At 71.8% G+C, this 22,301-nt stretch carries 21 protein-coding genes; 9 read left to right on the plus strand and 12 right to left on the minus strand.

Features of this window, described 5'->3' with window-relative positions:
- The first annotated feature begins 3 nt into the window (after positions 1–3).
- The 9 genes from KAK06_RS19175 (at position 4) to KAK06_RS19215 (ending at position 8,369) form a co-directional block, all read left to right on the plus strand.
- Entirely contained in the window at positions 4–1,482 is a 1,479-nt protein-coding gene (locus KAK06_RS19175; protein ID WP_210803759.1) for a sensor histidine kinase, read from the plus strand.
- A 47-nt stretch (positions 1,483–1,529) separates the two neighbouring features.
- Positions 1,530–2,819, plus strand: coding sequence for an ABC transporter substrate-binding protein (locus tag KAK06_RS19180; protein WP_210803760.1), 1,290 nt, complete (start codon positions 1,530–1,532; stop codon positions 2,817–2,819).
- Positions 2,816–3,715, plus strand: a complete 900-nt coding sequence (locus KAK06_RS19185) for a carbohydrate ABC transporter permease (RefSeq protein ID WP_210803761.1) — start codon at positions 2,816–2,818, stop codon at positions 3,713–3,715. Before KAK06_RS19180 ends, KAK06_RS19185 begins: the two co-directional genes overlap by 4 nt.
- Positions 3,712–4,545, plus strand: a complete 834-nt coding sequence (locus tag KAK06_RS19190) for a carbohydrate ABC transporter permease (protein WP_210803762.1) — start codon at positions 3,712–3,714, stop codon at positions 4,543–4,545. The genes KAK06_RS19185 and KAK06_RS19190 overlap by 4 nt, the downstream gene beginning before the upstream one ends.
- Positions 4,542–5,894, plus strand: coding sequence for a GH1 family beta-glucosidase (locus KAK06_RS19195; RefSeq protein WP_210803763.1), 1,353 nt, complete (start codon positions 4,542–4,544; stop codon positions 5,892–5,894). The genes KAK06_RS19190 and KAK06_RS19195 overlap by 4 nt, the downstream gene beginning before the upstream one ends.
- Positions 5,891–6,739: a glycoside hydrolase family 16 protein gene (locus KAK06_RS19200; protein ID WP_210803764.1), complete on the plus strand. Its 849-nt coding sequence runs from the start codon at positions 5,891–5,893 to the stop codon at positions 6,737–6,739. Before KAK06_RS19195 ends, KAK06_RS19200 begins: the two co-directional genes overlap by 4 nt.
- Entirely contained in the window at positions 6,736–7,599 is an 864-nt protein-coding gene (locus KAK06_RS19205) for an endonuclease/exonuclease/phosphatase family protein (protein WP_210803765.1), read from the plus strand. Before KAK06_RS19200 ends, KAK06_RS19205 begins: the two co-directional genes overlap by 4 nt.
- Before the next feature lie 147 nt (positions 7,600–7,746).
- Positions 7,747–8,049 carry a type II toxin-antitoxin system RelE/ParE family toxin gene (locus KAK06_RS19210; RefSeq protein WP_210803766.1) on the plus strand — a complete coding sequence of 101 codons (303 nt, stop codon included), beginning with the start codon at positions 7,747–7,749 and terminating at the stop codon, positions 8,047–8,049.
- Complete coding sequence (locus tag KAK06_RS19215; RefSeq protein WP_210803767.1) at positions 8,046–8,369, plus strand: addiction module antidote protein; 324 nt, start codon at positions 8,046–8,048, stop codon at positions 8,367–8,369. Before KAK06_RS19210 ends, KAK06_RS19215 begins: the two co-directional genes overlap by 4 nt.
- A gap of 29 nt (positions 8,370–8,398) precedes the next feature.
- On the opposite strand, the gene KAK06_RS19220 is transcribed toward KAK06_RS19215, so the two are convergent.
- From KAK06_RS19220 to KAK06_RS19275, 12 genes are all read right to left on the minus strand, one after another.
- Positions 8,399–9,409, minus strand: coding sequence for an SIS domain-containing protein (locus KAK06_RS19220; RefSeq protein WP_210803802.1), 1,011 nt, complete (start codon positions 9,407–9,409; stop codon positions 8,399–8,401).
- Between the two features lie 5 nt (positions 9,410–9,414).
- A complete protein-coding gene (nagA, locus tag KAK06_RS19225) occupies positions 9,415–10,521 on the minus strand; it encodes an N-acetylglucosamine-6-phosphate deacetylase (protein WP_210803768.1) in 1,107 nt (368 codons plus the stop codon).
- Complete coding sequence (locus tag KAK06_RS19230) at positions 10,518–11,402, minus strand: glucosamine kinase nucleotide-binding domain-containing protein (RefSeq protein WP_210803769.1); 885 nt, start codon at positions 11,400–11,402, stop codon at positions 10,518–10,520. The genes nagA and KAK06_RS19230 overlap by 4 nt, the downstream gene beginning before the upstream one ends.
- The gene (locus KAK06_RS19235) at positions 11,399–12,523 is read right to left on the minus strand and encodes an acyltransferase family protein (protein WP_210803770.1); all 1,125 of its coding nucleotides are present in this window, start codon (positions 12,521–12,523) and stop codon (positions 11,399–11,401) included. Before KAK06_RS19235 ends, KAK06_RS19230 begins: the two co-directional genes overlap by 4 nt.
- Before the next feature lie 198 nt (positions 12,524–12,721).
- Positions 12,722–14,164 carry an ATP-binding protein gene (locus tag KAK06_RS19240; RefSeq protein WP_310741123.1) on the minus strand — a complete coding sequence of 481 codons (1,443 nt, stop codon included), beginning with the start codon at positions 14,162–14,164 and terminating at the stop codon, positions 12,722–12,724.
- The gene (locus tag KAK06_RS19245; protein ID WP_210803772.1) at positions 14,154–14,870 is read right to left on the minus strand and encodes a response regulator; all 717 of its coding nucleotides are present in this window, start codon (positions 14,868–14,870) and stop codon (positions 14,154–14,156) included. Before KAK06_RS19245 ends, KAK06_RS19240 begins: the two co-directional genes overlap by 11 nt.
- Positions 14,871–14,882: 12 nt before the next feature.
- A complete protein-coding gene (locus tag KAK06_RS19250) occupies positions 14,883–16,127 on the minus strand; it encodes an ABC transporter substrate-binding protein (RefSeq protein WP_310741124.1) in 1,245 nt (414 codons plus the stop codon).
- A 28-nt stretch (positions 16,128–16,155) separates the two neighbouring features.
- Positions 16,156–16,848, minus strand: coding sequence for a GDSL-type esterase/lipase family protein (locus KAK06_RS19255; RefSeq protein ID WP_210803773.1), 693 nt, complete (start codon positions 16,846–16,848; stop codon positions 16,156–16,158).
- Complete coding sequence (locus KAK06_RS19260) at positions 16,845–19,343, minus strand: family 20 glycosylhydrolase (RefSeq protein WP_210803774.1); 2,499 nt, start codon at positions 19,341–19,343, stop codon at positions 16,845–16,847. The genes KAK06_RS19255 and KAK06_RS19260 overlap by 4 nt, the downstream gene beginning before the upstream one ends.
- Entirely contained in the window at positions 19,340–20,482 is a 1,143-nt protein-coding gene (locus KAK06_RS19265) for an ABC transporter ATP-binding protein (RefSeq protein WP_210803775.1), read from the minus strand. Before KAK06_RS19265 ends, KAK06_RS19260 begins: the two co-directional genes overlap by 4 nt.
- An 8-nt stretch (positions 20,483–20,490) precedes the next feature.
- Positions 20,491–21,324: a carbohydrate ABC transporter permease gene (locus KAK06_RS19270; RefSeq protein ID WP_247652989.1), complete on the minus strand. Its 834-nt coding sequence runs from the start codon at positions 21,322–21,324 to the stop codon at positions 20,491–20,493.
- A 43-nt stretch (positions 21,325–21,367) separates the two neighbouring features.
- Positions 21,368–22,300 (minus strand): carbohydrate ABC transporter permease, encoded by a 933-nt coding sequence (locus tag KAK06_RS19275; protein ID WP_375140904.1) that lies wholly within the window; start codon positions 22,298–22,300, stop codon positions 21,368–21,370.
- Position 22,301 lies beyond the last annotated feature (1 nt).

The raw sequence follows: 22,301 nt of genomic DNA on the forward strand, positions 1-22,301 counted from the left end.
GGCATGAACGGCCTGCGCCACCTGGCCCGCCTGCCCGGTGCGCGCTCGCTGCACCGCCAGTTGCTGCTGTGGCTGCTGCTGCCCCAGGTGGTGCTGTGGCTGGCCGCGGCGGGCTTCACCTACAAGCTGGCCGGCCACTATGTGCAGGAGGCGATCGACGCCAGCCTGGTGCAGGCCTCGCGCGCGCTGGCGCGGCAGATCAAGCCCACCGCCACCGGCCTGTACATCGACTTTCCGCGCTCGGCGCAGGAGATCCTCGAGGCCGACCCGTCCGACCGTGTGCTCTACGCCGTCAGCTCGCCGCCGGGCCAGTTCCTGATCGGCACGCCCAACCTGCCGGTGCCCGACATCCCCGAGCCGCGCCTGGGCGAGCCCTACCACTACGACAGCCTGCTGCCCGACCCGGCGCGCACAGAGGCGGCGCCCGAGCCGGTGCGCATGGTGGCGCTGTACCTGCCCTTTGCGGCCGAGGGCGCCTCGGGCGGCATGATGCTGGTGCAGGTGGGCCGCTCGCGTGCCAACCGCGAGGAGCTGGCGCGGCGCATCCTGATGGACACGGCGCTGCCGCTGTCGGCGCTGGTGGTGCTGATGACGCTGATCGTCTGGGCCGGCATCCGCGCCGGCCTGCAGCCGCTGGACCAGCTGCAGCAGCAGGTGCAGGGCCAGACCGCCAACGACCTGGCGCCGATCGAGATCGAGGCCGCGCCGCCCGAGGTGCGCTCGCTGGCACGCGCGATCAACACCCTGCTGGGCGAAGTGCAGCACAGCGTGGCGGCGCAGCGGCGCTTTATCTCGGACGCCGCGCACCAGTTGCGCACGCCGCTGGCCGGCCTGAAGAGCCAGACCGAGCTGGCGCTGCGCGAGGCCACCGAGCCCGCGCTGCGCGCCCGGCTTGAGCGGGTGCACGAGAGCGCGGCGCGCAGCGCCCACCTGGTCAATCAGTTGCTGACGCTGGCGCGCGCCGAGCCCGAGTCGGCCTCGCGCCAGGACCGCGCGGTGCTGGACCTGGCCCGCCTGGCGCGCGAGCTCACCGCCGAGTGGGTGCCGCGCGCGCTGGCCGCCGGCGTGGACCTGGGTTATGACGAGCCCGAGCCGGCGCCGCCGCCCGAGGACACCCAGGTCGAAGGCATCGCGCTGCTGTTGCGCGAGGCGCTGCACAACCTGATCGACAACGCGGTGCGCTATGCCGGCGCCGGTCGCGTGGTGACGGTGCGGGTGCGGCGCTGCGCTGCGCAGGTCTGCATGGAGGTCGAGGACGACGGCCCCGGCCTGTCCGAGGCCGACCGCGAGCGCATGTTCGAGCGCTTCGCCCGCGCCCGCCACGACGGCAGCGGCTGCGGCCTGGGCCTGGCCATCGTGCGCGAGATCGTCGAACGCCATGCGGGCCAGGTGCGCCTGCTGCCGGCCACGCCGCGCGGCTTGCTGGCGCGCGCCTGCCTGCCGCATGTGGCCCCCGCCAGGGTAAGCCCCGAGCGTTCATAGTTTAATGAAACATTAACATCGCGGGCGTTGTCTGACATCCCGCCCGCGTGTCCAGTCCTTCGTTTGCCCCACCGCTCACCCGCCGCCGCGTCCTCGGCGCGGCGGGCGCCTGGTGCGTGGGTGCGGCCGCCGACCGCGCGCTGGCGCAGGCGCCGCGTCAGCTCAGCGTGGCGGCCTTTCCGCTGCTGGACAAGCTGATCGAGGGCATGGCGCCGCGCTGGCAGCAACGCCACCCGGGCGTGGCGCTGGAGGTCATCAGCCGCCAGTGGATGGACCACCACACGGCGATGACCACTGCGCTGTCCACCGCCTCGCACCTGCCCGACGTGATGGCGCTGGAGATCGGCTTCGTCGGCCGCTTTGGCCAGGGCAGCGGCCTGGAGGATTTGCGCCAGCCGCCGTACCACATCGAGGCCGAGGCTGGCCGCTGGATCCGCGGCGCTTACGAGCAGGGTCGCAACCGCCGCGGTGAAGTGGTGGCGGCGCCGGCCGATGTGGGCCCGGGCACGATGTTCTACCGCGCCGATGTGCTGGACAAGGCGGGGGTCGACCCGGCGCGGCTCAGCAGCACCTGGGACAGCTACATCGACGCCGGCCGCCAGATCCAGGCCCGCACCGGCGCTCGGCTGGTGGGCCATGCGCTGGAGCTCAAGGACATCGTCGCGCGCACCGGCATCGCGCCGGGCGACGGCCTGTACTACGGCGCCGACAACCGGCCGCAGGTCAGCTCGGCGCGCTTCGTGCGCGGCTTCACGCTGGCGCGCCAGGTGCGGCAGGAGCGGCTGGACGGCCGCTACATGATCTGGACCAACGAGTGGGTCGAGGCACTGCGCCGCGGCCGCGTGGCCACCGCGCTCACGGGCGCCTGGATGGCCGGCCAGCTCAGCGGCTGGCTGGCGCCCGAGACCGCCGGCCTGTGGCGCGCCGCGCCACTGCCCGAGGGCGCCCTGATCGGCTACGGCGGCTCCAGCTACGCCATCCCGCGCCGCTCCGACCCCGCCACCAAGGCGCTGGCCTGGGACTTCATCCGCATGATGACGCTGGACCCGGTGGTGCAGTTGCACGCCTTCAAGCAGTTCGACGCTTTTCCCACGCTGCAGGCCAGCTTGGACGATCCGTTCTTCGACGAGCCGCTGCCCTTCCTGGGCGGCCAGCGCGCGCGGCGCCAGTGGCGCGACACCGCGCGCCGGCTGCCGGCGGTACCGGTGCACAAGCAGAACGCCTTTGCCGAGGAAGTGGTGGGCGGTGAGCTCGACAAGGTGATGGACCACGGCAAGGACATTGCGCAAGCGCTGCAGGACGCGGCGCGGCTGCTGGCGCGGCGGGCCAACCGATGAGCGCACCGCGCCGCGCCTGGATCCCGCCTGCCTGGGCGCCCTACCTGTTCGTGGCGCCCTTCTTTGCGCTGTTCGCGGTGTTCGGCCTGTTCCCGCTGCTGTTCTCGCTGTGGCTGGCCTTCCAGTCCTGGGAGCCCACCGGCGGCCTGGGCGCGATGCACTGGGTGGGCCTGGACAACTTTGCCTTCGCGATCGGCGACGAGTGGTTCTGGAAGGGGCTGTGGAACACGCTGTGGCTGTCGGTGATGTCAGGCCTGCCGCAGCACCTGGTGGCGCTGCCGCTGGCGGCCTTCATCGACCGGCGCGTGCGCCGCGGCCGCGACTGGGTGGTGGGGGCGTACTTCCTGCCCTACATCACCAGCACGGTGGCGGTGGCCATCCTGTTCGCCTCGTTCTTCTCCACCGACTACGGCCTGGTGAATGTCACGCTGCAGCGGTTGGCCGGCATCAGTGGCATCGACTGGCTCAACCGGCCCGAGTTCATCAAGCCGGCGATCGCGATGGTGGTGTTCTGGCGCTTCCTGGGTTTCAACCTGGTGCTGTACCTGGCAGCCATCCAGACCATTCCGCGCGACCTGTACGAGGCCGCCGCGCTGGACGGCGCCACGCCCTGGCGGCAGTTCCTGCACATCACGCTGCCCTCGCTCAAGCCGATGATCTTCTTCGGCGTCACGCTCAGCGTGATCGGCGGGTTGCAGCTGTTCGAGGAGCCCTTCGTGCTGACCAATGGCCGCGGTGGCTCGGACCAGGCCGGCATGACGGCGGCCATGTACCTCTACCGCATGGCCTTCGACTTCAATGACTTCGGTGGCGCCAGCGCGATGTCCTGGCTGCTGTTTCTGGTGGTGCTGGGCCTGACCTGGCTGACGCACCGTCTGCTCAAGCCCAGCGAATGAAGCATCACGCCACGTCCTCGCTGGCCACCGGTGCCGCCTACGCCGTGGTGGGGGCCGGCGCGCTGCTGATGCTGGCGCCGTTCTGGTTCATGTTCGTCTTCGGCACCCACCCGCGCGGCGAGATCTTCCGCCTGCCGCCGCCGGCCTTCTTCGGCAGCGCGCTGCTGGAGAACCTGGGCATCCTGACCGCCAAGCTGCCGTTCTGGCACAACGTGGGCTGGAGCCTGTACGTGGCGCTGATGTCCACCGGCCTGACGCTGCTGTTCTGCTCGATGGGCGGCTATGCCTTCGCACGGCTGGAGTTCCGCGGCAAGAACGCGCTGTTCGGCTTCGTGATGGGCACGATGCTGCTGCCCACCTTCATGAACATGATCCCCACCTTCATGGTGATGGATGCGCTGGGCTGGATCGACCAGCACCGCGCGCTGTACATCCCCGGCGCCGCCAGCGCCTTCGGCATCTTCCTGGTGCGCCAGTACGCCGGCAGCGCCATCCCGAAGGAGCTGGTCGAGGCCGCCCGCATGGACGGCTGCAGCGAGTGGGGCATCTACTGGCGCATCGCGCTGCCGCTGCTGCGCCCGGCGCTGGGCACGCTGGGCCTGGTCACCTTCATCGGCTCGTGGAACAACTTCATGGCGCCGCTGGTGGTGATGCGCAGCACCGCCCACTACACGCTGCCGCTGGCGCTGCGCACGCTGCAAGCCCCCAGCAGCACCGAGTGGGGTGCGCTGATGGCCGGCTCGGCGATTGCCACGCTGCCGCTGATCGTGCTGTTCGCGATCAGCTCGCGCCAGCTCATCGCCGGTCTCACCGCCGGCGCCGTCAAATGACCATGACTCTGCACATCGATCCCACCCACCTGCTGCGTCCCGACTTCATCTGGGGCGTGGCCACCAGCGCCTTCCAGATCGAGGGCGCCGCCGACGAAGACGGCAAGGGCGAATCCATCTGGGATGTCTTTTGCCGCCAGCCCGGTGCAATCGCCGACGGCAGCGATGGCCGCATCGCCTGCGACCACGTGCACCGGCTGGATGAGGACCTGGACCTGATCGCCAGCCTGGGCGTGGACGCGTACCGCTTCTCGATCAGCTGGCCGCGCGTGCAGCCGCAGGGCTGGGGGCCGTGGAGCGAAGAGGGTCTGGGCTTTTATGAGCGCCTGGTCGACGGCCTGCTGGCGCGTGGCATCCGCCCATTCGCCACGCTCAACCACTGGGACCTGCCGCAGGTGCTGCAAACCCAGGGCGGTTGGATGGCGCGCGACACCGCACACCGCTTTGTGGACTACGCGCGCGGCATCCAGCGCTGCCTGGGTGACCGCTTGGCCAGCATCGCCACCCACAACGAGCCCTGGGTGATCGCCATCCTGGGCCACGAGAAGGGCATTTTCGCGCCCGGCCTGACCAGCCGCGCCGCGGCGGCCCAGGTCAACCACCACCTGCTGCTGAGCCACGGTCTGGCACTGCAGGCGCTGCGCGCCGATGGGGCCAGCGCGCCGCTGGGCATCGTACTGAACATGTCGCCGCAGGAGCCCGCCACTGACAGCCCGGCCGACCGCGCGCTGGCGCGCCTGCAGGACGGCCACGGCCTGCGCTGGTACCTGGATCCGCTGCTGCGCGGCCGCTACCCCGACGACGCGTGGACCGACCTGGGCCGCGACGCGCCGCGCATGGAAGCCACTGATCTGGCCGCGATCGCCCAGCCGCTGGACTGGCTGGGCATCAACTACTACACCCGCAACGTGGTCAGCAGTGCGGGCCCCTGGGACCCGGTCGCGCACGGCCTGCCGGTGACCGACATGGGCTGGGAGATCTGCCCCGACAGCTTCCACGCGCTGCTCACGCGTCTGCACCGCGACTATGCGCTGCCCCCCACCTTCATCACCGAGAACGGCGGCGCCTTCCCCGACCCGGTACAGGCCGACGGTCTGGTGCACGACCAGGACCGCATCGACTACCTGCGCACCCACATCGCCGCCGTGGTGCGCGCCGCCCAGGAGGGCGTGCCGCTGGCCGGCTACTTCGTCTGGAGCCTGATGGACAACTTCGAATGGGCCAGCGGCTATGCCAAGCGCTTTGGCATCGTGCATGTCGACTACGCCACCCTGGCGCGCACCCCCAAGGCCAGCGCCCGCGCCTACCGTGACGCGCTGACGCGCTGGCGCGTCGGAGCCCGCGCATGAAGGCGCTGGCCACCGGCCTGAGCGCCGCGCTGCTTGCACTGGCCGGCTGCAGCAGCCCGCCCCAGCGCGTTCAGCCGCTCACCGCACCGCTGCCCGAGCGCCTGGCCGTGCCCGTCGGCTACACCCTGGTGTGGTCCGACGAGTTCGATCGCGACGGCCTGCCCGACCCCGCCCGTTGGGTACACGACACCCACCGCAACAAGGCGGGTTGGTACAACCGGGAGGCGCAGTACTACAGCGACCGCCGCCCGGACAACGCCCAGGTGCAGGGCGGCCTGCTGCACATCACCGCACGCCGCGAATCGCTGCGCGATCAGCCCGACTGGGGCGGCCAGCCCTACAGCTCGGCCCGCCTGATTACCAAGGGCACCGGCGACTGGACCTATGGCTTCTTCCAGATCCGCGCCAAACTGCCCTGCGGCCAGGGCACCTGGCCGGCGATCTGGATGGTGGGCAGCGGCGGGCGCTGGCCGGCCGATGGCGAGCTCGACATCCTGGAGCAGATCGGCGAGCGGCCCGACCGCGTCTTCAGCACCGTGCACACCCAGGCCGGCAGCGGCGCCTGGGGCAGCGGCGCCGAACGCACGCTGACCGACGTGTGCACCGCCTTCCACGACTACCAGATGCACTGGACGCCCACGCACATCGACTTCGGCATCGACGGCGTGCCGCACTACCGCTACCTGAACCACGGCGGCGACGCCTGGCCGTTTGATCGACCGCAGTTCCTGGTGCTGAACATCGCCATCGGCGGCGACCTGGGTGGGCGCGTGGACGACAGCATCTTCCCGGTGACGATGGCGGTGGACCATGTGCGGGTGTGGCAGGCCGGGAGTGCCCGATGAGGGCCTGGCTGCTGGCCCTGCTGCTGAGCATGGCCGGCGTGGCACAGGCTACACCGCCGCTGAAGGTGGCCAGCTACAACCTGCGCCTGAACGACGCCGGTGACGGCCCCAACGCCTGGCCGCACCGCCGCGAGCAGGTCCAGGCCCTGATCCGCTACCACCGTCTGGACCTGGTGGCCACGCAGGAGGGCCTGATCGACCAGATCCGCGACCTCGAAGCCATGCCCGGCTGGGCCCGCGTGGGCGTGGGCCGCGACGACGGTCGCGAGGGTGGCGAGCACTCCGCCATCTTCTTCCGCCGTGACCGCTTGGCACTGGAGGACCACGGCGACTTCTGGCTCAGCGCCACGCCCGACCAACCGTCGATGAGCTGGGACTCCAACTGCTGCCACCGCCTGGCCACCTGGGCCCGGCTGCGCGACCGCGCCAGCGGCCAGCGCTTCATCGCCTTCTCGGTCCACTTCGACCACGAGGCGGCGGTGTCGCGCCGTGAATCAGCGCGGCTGCTGGTGCAGCGCGTGCAGGCGCTGTCGAAGGGCCTGCCAGTGCTGTGCCTGGGCGACTTCAACGCCACCCCCGACAGCGAGCCGGTGGCGATCATGCGGGCCGCGCTGCGCGATGCGCGCGAGCTCAGCGAATCACCGCCTTATGGGCCGGTGGGCACCTTCAATGCGTTTCGCTGGGATGCACCGGCGGACGAGCGCATCGACTACCTCTTCGTCAGCCCGGGGGTGCGGGTGCTGGACTACGCGGTGCTGACCGATTCATTGCGCGGGCGCTATACCAGTGACCACTTTCCGTTGGTGTTGACGGTTCAGTGGGGTGGGCAGGGCGACGCGGGCGCGAAGGGTGGGCGATGACGAGGCGGCCTGCCGAACGGCTGGCTGGTCCAGCGCCGGGGGGAGGTGAGGCCGCCCCCTCAAGAACGCGCCGTTCATAGACATGTCCTCGTCAGCCGTGGACCCAAGTGGCTTGGCGCATTGTAGCCATTTGGCTACAATGCGCCCATGTTCACCGTGCTCCAGACAGAGGAGTTCGTCGCCTGGCTCGACGCTCTGAAGGACAAGAGCGCACAGGTTCGAATCGCCGCGCGGCTGCGGCAGGTTCAGGCCGGGAGCTTGGGCGACTGGCAACCGGTTGAAGGCGAGGTCTCTGAGATGCGCGTGCACTGCGGCCCCGGCTACCGCCTGTACTTCGTACGAAGGGGCCGCGTCATCGTGGTCATGCTCGACGCAGGTGACAAGTCGACCCAAAAGCAAGACATTCGCCGTGCGTTGAAGCTGGCGTCGGAACTTGGAGACGATGTATGACCAAGACCAAGACCAAGACCAAGACCAAGACCAAGAACCCCCTGAAGCTGGTCGCGTTCGACGCAGCCCGGTACCTGGGGGACGATGAGGCGATCGCCGAGTACATGACGGCAGTGCTCGAAGCCGACGATCCGGGTCTGCTGCTGCTGGCGTTGGGCGATGTCGCCCGGGCCAAGGGCATGGCACAGGTGGCCAAGGACGCGGGTTTGAGCCGCGAAAGCCTCTACAAGGCATTGGCGGAAGGCGCCAAACCTCGTTTCGAGACGGTCATGAAGGTGGCGCGGGCCCTGGGTGTCAGGTTCACTGTCCAGGCTGTCTGACCGGTGCGCGACGAGGGCGCCCCACGGCCTCACACCGTCTTCGTCACCTTGCTGAGGTGCCTCGGCTGGTCCGGGTCCAATCCCCGCGCCTCGGCCAGTTGCGCCGCCATCCCGTAGAACGCCTGGATCGCACACGCTGGATCCAACTCCGGCAAGGTGGCGGTGGGCAGCGTCAGATCCCTCTCCGGAACATCCGCAGGCGCCACCAGCAGCACAGCGGCACCCCGCTGGCGCATGTCGGCCGCCAGCGCGCGCAGTCCCGGTTGCGTGGGCCCACGCAGCGCAAAGATCAGCAGCGGGTAGCCGGGCTCGACCAGGGCCATCGGGCCGTGGCGGATTTCGGCGCTGCTGAAGGCTTCGGCCTGCAGGGCCGAGGTTTCCTTGAACTTCAGCGCGGCCTCCTGCGCCACCGACAGGCCCAGGCCGCGGCCCACCACCATCAGCTGGCGGGCGCCTTGCAGCACGGGCAGGGCGGCGGACCAGTCGGTCTGGGCGGCGCGGGTCAGGTCGTGCGGCAGTTCGGCCAGTGCGGCGTGCAGCGCGGCCGAGTCATGCCAGTGGGCGACCAGGCGGGCGGCGGCGGCCAGGCTGGCGATGAAGCTCTTGGTGGCGGCCACGCTGCGCTCGGGGCCGGCGTGCAGGCCGAGGGTCCACTCGGTGGCCTGGGCCAGCGGGGACGTGGTGTCGTTGACCAGGGCCACGGTGCAGGCGCCGCTGGCGCGCAGCGCGCGCATCGGCTCGACCACGTCGGGGCTCTGGCCGGATTGCGACACGGCCACGGCCAGCGCGCCGGCGGTGCGCAGCGGCGCCTGGCCCAGCGTCAGCAGCGACAGCGGCAGCGAGGCCACCACGCAGCCCAGGCGCGCCATCACCAGGTAGGCCAGGTAGCTGGCGGCGTGGTCGCTGCTGCCGCGGGCCAGCGTCAGCGTCACCGCAGGCGACAACGCGGCCAGATGGCGGCCCAGGGCGGCCAGGCGGGCGTCCTCGGCCAGGCCCTGGCGCTCGACCGCTGCAGCGGCCTCCAGCGCCTCATCGCGCATGCGGCTCATCGCGGCAGCTCCCGACCGGCGACGAACACCGATTGCAGCTGCAGATGGTGGTCCAGCAGCACCAGGTCGGCGTCGGCGCCGGGGCTGAGGCGCCCGCGGGTGGTTTCACCCAGGTAGTCGGCCGGGAAGCGCGAGACGCGATCGCTGGCGTCGGCCAGCGACAGGCCCAGGCCCACCAGGTGGCGCAGCGCGCGGTCCATGGTCAGCGCGCTGCCGGCCAGCGTGCCGTCGGCCAGACGCACGCCACCGGCGCAGTGGTGCACGGTCTGGCGGCCTAGGCGGAATGCGCCGTCGGGCATGCCGGCGGCGGCGGTGGCGTCGGTCACCGCATGCACGCGCGGGATGGCGCGCAGCGCGGCCAGCAGTGCGCCGGGGTGCACGTGCAGGCCGTCGGGGATCAGCTCGGCATGCTGCGCATGCGCCAGCGCCGCGCCCACCAGGCCGGGCGCGCGGTGGTGTAGGCCGGACATGGCGTTGAAGAGGTGGGTGAAGCCGCTGGCGCCGGCGGCCAGCGCGGCCACGCCCTGCTCGTAGCTGGCCTCGCTGTGGCCGATCTGCACGCGCAGGCCGCGCGCCACCAACTGCGGGATCAAGGCCAGGTGGCCACGCTCCTCGGGCGCCAGCGTGACCACGCGCAGCGGGGCGCGGGCGCAGAAGTCGTCCAGCTCGGCCAGCGTGGCGGCGTGGGTGTCGGGGGGCTGCGCGCCCAGGCGCTGCGGGCTGAGCCAGGGGCCCTCCAGGTGCACGCCCAGCACGCGCGCGCCGTCGCCCGGGCCATCGGCCATGGCGGCGGCGACGCCGTCCAGCGCCTGCTGCACCTCGGCGGTGGGTGCGGTCATCGTGGTGGCCAGCAGCGCGGTGGTGCCGTGGCGCGCATGCAGGCGGGCCAGGGTGCGCACGGCGTTGGCGCCCTCCATGGCGTCGGCGCCGCCGCCGCCGTGCACATGCAGGTCGATGAAGCCGGGCAGGGCGATCGGCAGCGCGGGGTCGGGCTGCTCGATCGGGTCGCCGTCCAGGGCCTGGATCTGCGCATCGAAGCGCAGCAGGCCGCGGCGCCAGCCGTCGGGCGTCAGCAGGTTGGCGTGCAGGGTGGTCAGGGTCATGACTCAGTGTGCGAAAGATGTTGGCGCAGCAGGATCAGGGCGCCGTCGGCGGCGTCGCCGCGCGGCGGCTGCAGGCGCTTGCGAAAGTCTTCAGGCAGCCAGGGCATCAGCGGCGCGGCCAGACCGCCGCACAGCGACAGCGGCAGATCGCCCTGGGGCACCAGCGCGTCGGCCAGACGCACCACCTCCACCGCGGCCTGGGTCACCCAGGACCTGGCCAGGGCGTCGGTGGCAGCGTGGGCCAGCACCAGCGGCGCCAGGCTGGCGAACTGGCCCTGGCTGGCCTGGCCCAGCCAGGTGCGCAGGCTGTCGGGGACGGCGCCGCAGCGCTGGGCCACGGCGTGGGACAGCGCGTCGGCACGGGCGCGGCCGTCCAGCACCTGCTGCAGATGGGCGGCCGCGCGCAGGCCCAACCAGGCGCCGCTGCCTTCGTCACCGGCCGGGAAGCCCCAGCCGCCCACCTCGCGCCGCCGGCCATGGGCGTCCAGGCTCAGACCCACGCTGCCGGTGCCCATGGCCACCACCGCACCGGGCTGGCCGCCGTGGGCGCCCAACAGCGTGGTCAGCGCGTCGCTGGCCAGGCACAGCGCGGCGCAGCCGGGATCAGCCTCCACAAAGGCCGCCGCCCAGGGCGGGTTGTTGGCACCGGCCAGGCCCAGGCCCAGCGCGATGTGCTGCCAGGGCGGCAGGGCCAGGCCCTGCTGGGCGAAGGCGTCGGTCAGTGCGTCACGCACCGCCTGCCAAGCGCGGTCGCTGCCATGCATCAGGGCCGACGCACCGGCGCGGCCGTGGCCGATGGGGGTGCCGGCGGCGTCGGTCACCCGCACGCGCGTGCCGGTGCCGCCGCCATCGACGCCGGCCAGGTAGCGGGGCTTCGTCATAGCCGCACCACAATGCCACGCCGCCACAGCCACCAGCCCGGCAGCCAGCAGGCGCCGGTGTAGGCCAGCGCGTAGAGCAGCGAACCCGGCTTGTCGCCGGCCCAGGACTGGAAGCCACGCTGGTACAGCCACTCCATCAGCGAGCTGCCATGCACCGGCGTCAGCCACAGGACCGCATTGCCCACCTCGCTGAGCAGGTAGATGGCCAGCGGGTTCATGCCAAAGACCTGCCACACCCACAGGCCGCGGCGCCAGCCGCGGCGGTCGATCAGCGTGGTCAGCGCGGCCAGGATCAGCCCGTCCAGGCCGATGGTCAGCAGCCCATAGCTGGGGGTCCAGAGCTTCTTGTTGATCGGCAGCAGCGCGTTCCAGGCCAGCGCCAGCCCCACGGCGGTGGCGCCCACCACCACCAGCGGTGCCAGCGACCGCGTTGGTGCGGCGCGCAGCCAGCGCGTGGCGCCGTAGCCGGCCAGTACATGCACGGTGGCGGCGAAGGTGCCCAGCAGGCCTTCAGGGTCGTAGGGCAGGCCTTCGCCCTGGTAGATGTGGCCGGCGCCGAACAGCCACAGGTCCAGGCGGCGCGCGGCGTTGCCTGCCAGCGTGAGGTCGCCACCGATCAGCAGCACCGCCCAGGTCCCCAGCAGCGCGATCACGCTGTAGGCGATGGCGCCGCGCCGGCCGCCCCACAGCAGCACCGCCGCGGCCAGCGCCTGGCACAGCGCAATGCGCTGCAGCACGCCGGGAATGCGGGCGGTGGCCAGTGGGCGCAGCATCCAGCCGCCGTCGGGCGCGGCCTGCACGAACGGAAAGTAGTACAGCAGCAGGCCGCAGCCGAACAACAGGGCCGAGCGGCGCAGCACGCGGGCGAAGGCCACGCCTCGGCCGGCCTGTGCGCTGCGCTCCAGCGAGAAGGCCATCGCCGCGCCGACGATGAACAGGAAGCTGGGAAAGACCAGATCGGTCAGCGTGAAGCCATGCCAGCGCGCGTGCAGGAGTTGCCCATAGGACAGCTGCTCGCTGAGCGACATGTTGACCACGATCATCAGCGCGACCGTCAGGCCGCGCATCACGTCCAGGGCGAGCGAGCGTGAGGTGTCGGGGGACGGGGGGACGGCGGACATCGGTACCCAAGTTAGCATCCCCGGCGCGCCAAGGCCAGCCGCGCTGATGGGCCAGGGGGCCCGCGCAAGTGCCTGATTCATCAGGGCCAGCGTCGGGCGGCCTTACGCATCATTACCCCGCCGGGCGAATTCCAGATCTGCGGGGCGCGCGCAGGTTCACCGAAGATTACAAAAACTTGCCCGGCGGCGGACCGGTGATCAGGCCGGCAGTCGGATCCGCGCCACGAATCCGCCCTCGGGGTGGTTGGCCAGCAGCAGCTCGCCGCCCTGGGCCTGCACCAGGTTGCGCGCAATGCCCAGGCCCAGGCCCATGCCGCTGGCATTGTGTTCGCGGCCCTGCGACAGGCGCAGGTGCGGGTCGAACAGGCGCGGCAAGGCCTCGTCGGGCACGCCGGGGCCGTGGTCACGCACGGCGATCTCGATCTCGGTGCCCTCGCGGTGCACCGACACCTCGGGGCGCTCGCCGTAGAACAAGGCGTTGTCCAGCAGATTGCCCAGCGCGCGCTTGAGCGCCAGCGGCTTGGCGCGCACCGTCAGGCCCGCCGGCGTGAAGGCCACCGCGTGGCCGGACAGCTGCGCGCCGCGCACCAGGCGGCTGATCAGGGCATCCAGGCGCACGTCCACCACATCCTCGTGGATGTCGCTGTCGCTGACGTTCTGCAGCGCGCCCTTGACCATCATGTCGAGCTCGTCGAGGTCTTCCTCGAACTCGCTGCGCAGCGTGTCGTCGTCCAGCAGCTCCGAGCGCAGCTTGAGCCGCGTGATGGGGGTGCGCAGGTCGTGCGAGATGGCGACGAACAGGCGCTCGCGGTCTTCCAGGTAGTTGTGGATGCGCTGCTGCATGGCGCGAAAGGCGCGGGCGGTGTTGATGAACTCGCGGCTGCCGGTGTCGGGCAGCACCGGCATCGGTTCACCCCGGCCGATCGCGGTGGCGGCGTCGGACAGCTGAGCCAGCGGGCGGATGATGCCGCGCAGCACGAACAGCATCAGCAGCAGCAGCGCCACCGCCAGCGAGATGCCGGGCAGCAGCAGGCGCTCGGCGCTGAAGGCGTCGCTGCCGTCCAGGAAGTAGGGGTTGGGCATCAGCGTGGCCAGCAGCAGCCAGTGGCCGGGCTCCAGCTCGGTCTGCACCAGCAGCACTGGCGCCGGCTGCGGCAGCAGCAGCTGCTGGGCCCACAGCTCGGGCAGCTCCACCAGGCGCGCCCCGGCGGGGCTGACCTGCACCTCACCGGGCCACGAAAAGGCCAGCTGCAGGCCCGGCAGGCTGGCCAGGTCGGCGTGCAGCGTGCGCGCCAGCGAGCCCAGCGCCTGCTCGGCCAGCGCGGCCGGGGCGATCGGCCGCACCGGCACCGGCGCGTCGTTCAACCACAGCAGGAAGCGCGCGCCACCCATGTCGCGCTGCTGCTGCACCACCAGCGGCCGGTAGCTGGCCGGCACGCTGCGCAGCGAGCGGATGGTGTGGGCCGCGCCGTGGCCCAGCACCTGGGCGGCGGCCTCGGCCTCGGCGCGGCGGTCGGCGCGCAACTGGGCGTTCCACAGCGCGCCCAGCGCCAGCTGCACCACCAGCACGCCGCCAACCAGCAGCAGCGACAGCCGACCCATCATCGAGGTCGGCCAGCCGCCGCGCACCTCAGACGGCACCGGAGACGACCTCGGCGGCAAAGACATAGCCGGCGCCGCGCACCGTCTTGATCAGGTGTGGCTGCTTGCCGTCGTCGCCCAGGCGCAGGCGCAGGCGGCTGATCTGCACGTCGAGCGAGCGGTCCAGCGGGCCCGATTCGCGGCCGCGGGTCTGCTCGCAGAGCTGGTCGCGGTCGAGGATCACGCCGGGGTGTTCGACGAAGCAGCGCAGCAGCTGGAAATCCAGGCCGGTGAGCACCACCGGCTGGCCCTGGGCATCGACCACGGTGCGCTCGACCAGGTCCAGCGTGAAGCCCGCGAAGCGGTGAAAGCGCAGCGCGGGCGACAGCTCGGCGCCGCTGCGGCGCAGGATGGCCTTGATGCGCGCCAGCAGCTCGCGCGGGCTGTAGGGCTTGGCCATGTAGTCGTCGGCGCCGATCTCCAGGCCGACCACCCGGTCGGTCTCGTCGGCACTGGCGGTGAGCATGATGATGGCCACCTTGGGCGCGCGGGCGCGCACCTCGCGGCACAGCGCGAAGCCGTCGGTGTCGGGCAGCATCACGTCCAGGATGACCAGCGCCAGCTCATCGGCATGGCGCAGGAACTCGGCCATGAAGCTGGCGCCGTCGTGGGCCACCAGCACCTCGAACTGGTTCTTCTCAAGGTAGGTCTTGAGCAACTGGCGGGTTTTCTGGTCGTCGTCGACGACAAGGATCTGGCGTCCCATGGGTGTGTCGGTTCAGTCGTCAGTGGCGCGTTGGGGCAGGGTGCGCAGCACGGCGGCCAGGCGCTGCTGCAGGGAGGCGGGCGTGGCCTGCTCATCCAGGAAGAAACGGCGCAGCTCGTCGACCAGGGCCTCCTTGCTGGCCTCGTCGGTGGCCATGCGGTGGACCATGCTGGGCGCGCGCTGGGCGGCGCCCTGGGCAAAGCTCAGCCAGGAGTCGCGGGCACAGGTATCCAGGCGGGCCGGGTCGGTGTCGCGGCGCACCGGCACCGAGCCCTTGACGGCGTTGTAGTCGGCCTGCACCGCGGGCGACACCAGCAGCCGCGCCAGGCGCTCCTGGGCCGGGCTGCGGGCGTAGTCGTTGGTGAACATGCCCAGCGAGTCGATGCTGTAGAGGTGCTGGCGCTGGGTGCCGGGCCAGGTGCTGCAGACCACGTCCTGGTCCAGCCGGGCGCCCAGCGCCAGCAGCTCGCCCTTGGCCCAGTCGCCCATCAGCAGCATCGCCGCCTCGCCGCGCTGCAGGCGGCGGACCTCATCGGTCCAGGGGCGGTCAACGGCGGCACCGCCGATCCAGCCGCGCAACTGGCGCAGGCGGCGCAGCGCGGTGGCCAGGCGCGGGTCGGCGGCGGCGGCGGGGTCGTGGCGCACGAACAGCGCGCGGTGCAGAGCCACACCGCCCTCGGCCAGGATCATCGCCTCGGCCAGACCGGCCACCTGCCAGGGCTCGCTGCTCTGCGCCAGCGGCACCACGCCAGCGGCCTTCAGCGCGGCCACGGTGCGTTCCAGCTCGGCCCAGTTGGTGGGGGCTTTCAGGCCCAGGCGGTCGAAGGTGGGCTTGTGCAGGTACAGCGCGTTGGCGCGGTGGATGCCCAGCGGCGCCGCCACCGTGTGGCCGCGGTGGCGCAGCAGCGCGGCCACCGGGGGCAGCAGCTGCTGGGGCCAGGTGCCGGCGACGTTGTCGAGCTCGAGCAGCACGCCCACCTCGGCCCAGTCGGCGATCGAGCGGCCGATGATCTGCGTGGCATCGGGCGCATCGCCGGCCAGCACGCGGCTGCGCAGCACCTTGCCGGCGCCCTGGCCGGCACCGCCGGGCACGGCCGCGTCGCGCCAGGCGATGTCCTCGGCGGCCGCATGCGCGGCCAGCACCTCCACCGCGCGGCGCTCGCTGGCCGAGGTCCACCAGTGCAGCACCTGCAGCGGCGTGGCCGCGGCGGCGGCCAGCGGCAGCATCAGCACAAGGGTGGACAGGGCAGGGCGCACGGCGGCATTGTCTGCCCAGACCGGCGCGTCAGCGGGCCAGGGCGCGCTGCACCGCGTCGCGCGCGGCGGCGCTCATCACGCGGTAGCCGGCGGCGGTGGGGTGCACGCCGTCCTCGGCCAGGGCCTGGGCGATGCCGCCGTCGGCATCGGCCAGCGGCGTGTGTAGCTCCAGCAGCACCAGGCCTTGCTGCTGGGCGTAGCGGCGCAGCAGGTGGTTCAGTTCAATGATGGGCGCGCGCGGGTCGATCGCGGGTGCCCACCAGTAGCGGCTGGCCGGCGGCACGGTGCCGATCACCACGCGGATGCCATGCGCGCGTGCCAGCTCGGCCATCGAGGCGATGTTCCCGGCGATGGCCTCCACGGTGGCAGGGCCGGTGTTGCCGGCGATGTCGTTGGTGCCGGCGATGATCACCAGCACCCGCGGCGCCAGCGCGATCACGTCCTGGCGCAGGCGCAGCAGCATCTGCGGCGTGGTCTGGCCGCTGATGCCGCGGTTGATCCAGCCGCCGGGCGCAAAGGGATCGGGCGCGTCGTGGCTCCAGTGCTCGGTGATCGAATCGCCCAGCACGACCACGCGGGCCTCACCCGCGCGCGGCGCGCCCAGCGCGACATTGGCCTCGCGGTAGCGGCCCAGCTGGGCCCAGTCCTCGGGCGGGGGGGCGGCGGTGCTCATCAGGGGCAGGGTCAGCAGCAGGGACAGGAGCAGGCGGTGGATCATCATGGCAGGGCGATGGTGCGGCTGCGCTGGCCGCCCGGGCCGAAGGCGGCGGCGCGCACGCCGGTGGTGGCGGGAATGCCGTCGGGGCCGGCCAGCGGGCTGCCAGGGCCGGGATCGCTGCCGTCGGTGGTGTAGCGCACCTGCAGGTCGGGCCAGGCGGTGGCGGTGAGGGTGCGCGTGCCGTCAACCTGCAGGCCCGGGGGCGGCACATGGTAGGCCAGGCCCGGCTGCTCGGCCAGCAGGCGCGGCAGCACCTGCGTGCCCACTTGCCGCGTGAAGCGGGCCCAGTCCTGCGCATGGCCGGCGGCGGCGTCCGCCGGCACGCGGCTGCGCGCCCAGGCGGGATCGGCCGACCAGGCCCGCTCGGCCAGGGCCAGCAGGCGCGGCAGCAGCAGGCGCTGCATCGTGGCGGGCTCGCGCACGACTTCCGAGAACAGCGTGGCCTCCAGGCCCAGCACATGCCGGCGGCCGCTGGTGCTCAGCGTGGCACGGCCGGGCAGGGGCCTGGGGTCGGTGGGCTGCGCGCGCAGATCGTCCAGCGGGATGAAGGACCAGGTCTGCTGCAGGTCGGTCAGCGCGGCCCAGTTGACGCCCACCTCGTTGGGCTCGGCGTCATGCGCCATGTCGAAGTACAGGCGCGTGGCCGGGGCCAGCACCACGTCGTGGCCGGCATTGGCCAGGCGGTAGGCCAGGTCGTCGGAGTCGTCCAGGTTGTTCCAGACGAACAGCCGCATGCCGCGGCCCAGGAACACCGGGTTGGGTTCCAGCCGGCTGCCTGCGCCGTTGCTGTTCACGTGCGGGCGGCGCACCGCGCCCAGCTCCTCCCAGCCATCGACGCGTGCGCCATGGCGGCGGGCGATGCCGTCGACGCGCTGGTAGAAGTGGTTCCACAGGCCATCGCGGTCGCGCAGGCCCAGGCGGCGGATGGTCTCGAGGCTGGCGGGCGAGGCGCTCCAGGCTTTGCCGGGCAGCTCGTCGGCGCCCAGGTGAATGCGCCGCAGCGGCACGCCGGCCTCGCGGTGCATCGCGGCGATCTCGGCCACCACCTTGTCGATGAAGGCGTAGGTGCCGGGCAGGCCGGGGTCCATCACATGGTCGGTGTGCAGCTGGGCCGAGCGGTAGACCGACGGATCGGACGGGTCGCGCAGCCGGTACTGCGCGGCATCGGGCCGGCCCTGCGCGGCCAGTGCGTGCTCGCGCGCGGCCATGGCCCACACGGCGGCGCGGGCGTGGCCGGGCATTTCGATTTCTGGCAGCACGGTGATCTGCAGCGCGGCGGCCTCGCGCAGCAGCGCGATGTAGTCGGCGCGGCTGAGGTGACCGCTGCCGTGCGCATCATGGACGTCGCCGCCGGAGCCGTGGGCCGGCGGCAGGTGGCGCCAGGGGTCGGCGCTGTGGCCGCGGCGGGCGCCGTAGTCGGTGAGCTCGGGCAGGCCGGGGATGGCCAGGCGCCAGCCCTCGTCATCCGTCAGGTGCAGGTGCAGCGTGTTGAGCTTCAGCCGAGCCATCAGCGCCAGCGTGTGGCGCAGGGTGTCGGGCGACTGGAAGTTGCGCGCGATGTCGACCAGCAGGCCGCGCACGGCAAAGCGCGGTGCATCGGTGAGGTCCAGCGCCGGCCAGGCGGCGCCCGGGGCCGGCCACAGGTCGCGCAACGATTGCAGGCCGCGCGCCACGCCGGCGGGGCTGCGGCCGGTGAGCGTGATGCCGCGCTGCGGGTGGATCTGCAGCCGGTAGGCCTCGGGCGAGGTGCTGCCGGCCACCGCGCCCAGGCGCAGGCGCAGCGGGGGCTGGCGGGCATCGGCGGGCCCAGGCCAGCGCTCGTCCAGCCAGCGCGCCAGTTGGGTGGCCTCGGCGCGCAGCGCAGGCGCGGCCTGCAGCGCGGGGCGGGTGGACCAGCGCAACCCGCCCGGGCCGGCCTGCCAGCGCAGCGGTGGCGGAAACACCGGCGGCAGGGGCCCCACTGCCGCCGTGGCCGCGGGCTGGTAGCGCGCATACAGCTCGGCCGGCGTGGGCGGCTGCGGGTCGCCCGGGCCGGGCACCAGGGGGCGTGCCGTGGTGGTCAGCGGCCAGGCGCGGTCGGGCTCGGCAGCCAGCACCAGGTAGGCGCCACGCGGGCCCTTGTCAACGCGCTGCATCGGCTCGCCCGCCAGCAGGCGCAGCGTCAGCGTTTGGCCGGCGGCCAGCGGCGTCGGCTGGGTCGGCCGCACGCGGTAGTGGGTGCCCTTGACTTGCTCCACCACCAGGCCGCCGTCGGTCGGCCCGGTGCGCAGGCCTGAGACGGTGCTGAGGTACAGCGACCAGCCGGTGTCCGGCAGTGCCAGCCCAGGGGGCAGGCTCAGCTGCAACTCCAGCAGGCCCAACGGGTCGGGGTGGCCGGCCACCGGGCCGTTGCGCAGCACCGACCACTGCAACTGGCCGGTCTGGGCGGTCTGGGCGGTCTGAGCGGGCGCACTGGCAGACATCAGCAGCAGCGCCGCCAGAGCCAGGGCGCGCCTCATGCCGGCACGGCGGCGCGCGAGCGGCCACTGGTCAGCAGATTGCCCGGCTGCAGCCGGCGCAGCGCCTGGCCCTGGGCATCGAAGACATGGAAGGCCGCGGGATCGGCCGAGAAATGCAGTGGCGCGTCGGCATCGACCGGGCGGTCGCCCTCGCCACGGATCACCAGTTCGCTGCCGTCGGCCAGCGCCAGGTAGATGTGGTTGGACTCGCCCAGGTGCTCGACCGCCTGCACCTGGCCGCTGAAATGCTCGCTGGCGCCGTGGCCCTCGCGCGCGTGCTCGGCGCGCAGGCCCAGCGTGACCGCGCTGCCGGCGGCCAGGCCGCTGCCGTCCACCGCGGCGCGCAGCTGCGTGCCGTCGCCCAGGCTCAGCACCACGCCCTCGGCCGCGGCGCTCAGCACGCGGGCCGGCAGCAGGTTCATTGTCGGCGAGCCGATGAAGCCGGCGACGAACAGGTTGGCGGGCTGCTGGTACAGCTGCAGCGGCGTGCCGGCCTGCTGGATGCGGCCCTCGTGCATGACCACGATGCGGTCGCCCAGCGTCATCGCCTCGACCTGGTCGTGGGTGACGTAGACGATGGTGGCGTCCAGTTGCCGGTGCAGCTTGGCAATCTCCAGCCGCGTCTGCACGCGCAGCGCGGCGTCGAGGTTGGACAGCGGCTCGTCGAACAGAAAGAGCTGCGGCTCGCGCACGATGGCGCGGCCGATGGCCACGCGCTGGCGCTGGCCGCCCGAGAGCTCGCGCGGCAGGCGCTCGAGCAGGTGTTCGATTTTCAGGATGCCCGCGGCGCGGCGGATGCGGGCATCGATCTCGGCCTTGTTCTGGCCGGCGATCGTCAGGCCGAAGGCCATGTTCTTCCACACCGTCATGTGCGGGTACAGCGCATAGCTCTGGAAGACCATGGCGATACCGCGCTCGGCCGGCGGCAGCGTGTTGACGACGCGATCGCCGATCTCCAGCGTGCCCTCGGTGATTGGCTCCAGCCCGCACAGCAGGCGCAGCAGCGTGGACTTGCCGCAACCCGACGGACCCAGCAGCACGACGAATTCGCCGTGGGCGATGTCCAGGTCAATGCCGGCCAGCACATCGGTGCGGCCATCGTAGGACTTGCGGATGCGGGAGAGGCGGACGCGGGCCATGGGGGACTTTATTTGACGGCGCCTGAGGTCAGGCCGCGGATGAGCTGGCGCGAGAACAGCGCGTACAGCACGAGGATGGGCAGCACCGCCAGCGACAGCGAGGCCAGCACGGCGTTCCAGTCGGTGACGTACTGGCCGATGAACTGCTGCACGCCCAGCGTGACGGTGCGGGTGGAATCGGACGGCGCCAAGATCAGCGGGAACCACAGGTCGTTCCAGGCCGGGATCATCGTGAACACCGCCACCGTGGCCACCGCGGGGCGTATCAGTGGCAGCACCACCTGGAAGAAGATGCGCAGCTCGCCCACGCCGTCGCAGCGCGCGGCGTCCTTCAGCTCGCTGGGCACCTGCTGGATGAACTCGGAGAGGATCATCACCGCCAGCGGCAGGCCCTGGGCGGTGTAGACCAGCACCAGCACCGTCAGCGTGTTGACCAGGTCCAGTTGCACCGCCAGCTCCAGGATGGACACCGTGCCCAGCCGGATCGGGATCATGATGCCAAAGGCCATGAACAGCGCCAGCAGGCGCCGGCCGCGGAAGTCGTACTCGGTCAGCGCCCAGGCGGCCATGGCGCCGAACAGCAGGATCAGCACCAGCGAGCCCAGCGTCACCACCAGGCTGTTGCCGAAGTAGTGGGTGAAATCCGTGGCCGCCAGCACCTTGTGCCAGCCCACCAGCGAAAAACTCTCGGCCGTGGGCAGGGCCAGTGGATCATCGAAGATCGCAGCGCGCGACTTGACCGCGTTGATCATCACCAGCGCGATCGGGAACAGCGCGATCAGCGTGTAGCCCAGCAGCAGCGCGTGCACGCCGGCGCGGCCCAGGCCGGGCCCCGCGCCCATCGGCTGAGGTCGGCTCAGCAAGGGCGGCTTGCGCGAGGCTGGACTAGAGGGCATGGCGCACCAGTCGGCGCTGCACCAGCGCAAAGTACAAACCCACGCCGCCCAGGATCACCAGGAACATCAGCGTAGCCACTGCCGCGCCCATCTGCGGGCTGCCGATCTGCGCCTGGTAGCCGAAGAAGCTGCGGTAGAACAGTGTGCCCAGCAGGTCGGTGGAGAAGTTCGGTCCGGCCAGCGCGCCCTTGACCGAGTAGATCAGGTCGAAGGCGTTGAAGTTGCCCACGAAGGTGAGGATGGTGACCAGGCCCAGCGTGGGGTAGATCAGCGGCAGGCGGATCGCCCAGAAGATGCGCCAGGCGCTGGCGCCTTCGACATGCGCGGCTTCGATGATGTCCTCGGGCACCGCGATCAGCGCGGCATAGATCAGCATCATCGGCATGCCCACGTACTGCCACACCGAGATCAGCGCGAGGGTGGTGAGCGCCGTCTCCTCCTGGCCCAGCCAGGGCTGGAAGTGCTCGGCCAGGCCCACCCAGCCCAGCATGCGCTCGCCCAGGCCCCACAGCGGCGACAGCATCAGCTGCCAGACGAAGCCGATGATCACCACCGACAGCAGCGTGGGCAGGAAGATCAGCGTGCGGTAGACGGCGGCGCCGCGCAGGCCGCGCAGGCTCAGCAGCGCGGCCAGGCCCAGCGCGATCGGGTTCTGCACCAGCATGTGGATCACGAAAAAGCGCAGGTTGTTGCCCATCGCGTTCCAGAACGCCGTCGACCAGTCGGGGTCGGTCAGCAGCGTGTGGAAGTTGGCCAGGCCGGCGAAATGGGCGGCGCCGCTGTCATCGGCGACGAACAGACCCAGGCGCAGGGTGTCGAGCAGCGGCAGCGCGCTGAAGATGGCGTAGATCGCGACCGCCGGCAGCAGGAACACGGCCAGCACCCAGCCGGGCACTGGCGGTGAGGGGCGCATAGGGCTCATG

The sequence above is a fragment of the Ideonella aquatica genome (assembly GCF_018069755.1).
Classification (GTDB): domain Bacteria; phylum Pseudomonadota; class Gammaproteobacteria; order Burkholderiales; family Burkholderiaceae_C; genus Ideonella; species Ideonella aquatica.